We start from the raw sequence: 1,259 nt of genomic DNA, 5'->3' as shown, positions 1-1,259 counted from the left end.
TCCCGTCGAAGACCCCGTCCCGCGTCCAGCCGGCGCACCTGACGGCCGAACAGAAACGCCGGATCAAGGAACTGGATCGCCTGTTTCGCGAAGCCGTCAAGGCGGAGACCGGCGCAATGCGGATCAAGGTGACAGCCACCGAGGTCTTCATTATCCGCCCCGCCGAATCCGGCTGGACGTGGTGCGGCGCGCGCGATGGCGTCGTCGACAGCCTTCTCAAACTTCAGGAGCATGGCTGGATTCGCGGCAACACCGATGCGGCCGCGGCCTACCGCACCACGATGGGTTACTGAACAGCGCTCAGAAGCAGCACTTCATCGGCGGCAATTATTGCCGCCGGCACCCCACACATACCGGGCCATGATGACCCGGCATCGCGGAGGGGCTCTCAAGTCCCCCGCCGCCGGTTACCATGTCCCTAATTTAATCTCGATACGAGAGACCCGATGACCAAGACTGTGTTGTTCTATGCCCGCTACTCCACCGACCGCCAGAACGAAGTGTCGATCGAAACGCAGATCGAACTCGGCAAGACGTTTGTCGCCGACAGGGGCTGGAGGCTGGTCGAGACCTATGCCGACTCCGCAATCAGCGGAACCTCATTCACATCGCGTCCCGGCATCCAGCAACTACTGGCGCATGTAAAGCGAGAGCGGATCGATGTCGTGCTCTGTGTCACCGTCGACCGGCTGTCGCGTGACGTCGAGCACAGCTCAAAAATCCTCAAGGAACTCAGCTACCACGACACGGCGATCTGGACGGTCCAGGCCGGGCAGGAGATCAGCCATATCGAGCTGCATATGCGCTCCACGCTCAGTCACGAACTGGTCGAGCAAGGTCGCTTCCGCACACGAGAAGGCATGAAGACAGCGGCGCGCAAGGGCACTGCAACGACCCGCCTCTCCTACGGCTACCGCCTCGGCCAGCAGCGCGACGCCAACGGTGACCGTATCCGGGGCCTGCGCGAGATCGAGCCTGATCAGGCAGAGATCGTGCGCTGGATCTTCGAGCAATATGCAAATGGCGTGAGTCCCGCGGCGATCGCCGCGAGCCTCAATGCACGCCATATCCCTGCACCGCAGCACAAGTACTGGCGCGACGACACGATCCGTGGTGACGGCAAGCGGAAGGCCGGCATCCTCCACAACGAACTCTATGTCGGCCGGATCGTCTGGAACAAGCAAAATTACCGCAAGAACCCGGAGACCGAACGCCGCACCGCCCGCCTCAACGACAAAAGCGAATGGGTCGTGACGGAG

The 1,259-nt window shown here is 62.0% G+C and carries 1 protein-coding gene and 1 pseudogene; both read left to right on the top strand.

The features are described 5' to 3' along the window. A pseudogene (locus WDZ78_RS23285) lies at positions 1–293 on the top strand (hypothetical protein); the annotation flags it as partial. Between the two features lie 153 nt (positions 294–446). Next, positions 447–1,259 (top strand): recombinase family protein (locus tag WDZ78_RS23280; RefSeq protein ID WP_425674407.1); only part of this gene is annotated, 813 nt, incomplete at its 3' end.

The organism is Agrobacterium sp. M50-1 (assembly GCF_049843495.1).
In the GTDB taxonomy this organism is placed as follows: Bacteria; Pseudomonadota; Alphaproteobacteria; order Rhizobiales; family Rhizobiaceae; genus Agrobacterium; species Agrobacterium radiobacter.
This window is presented reverse-complemented; position numbering and strand designations above follow the sequence as displayed.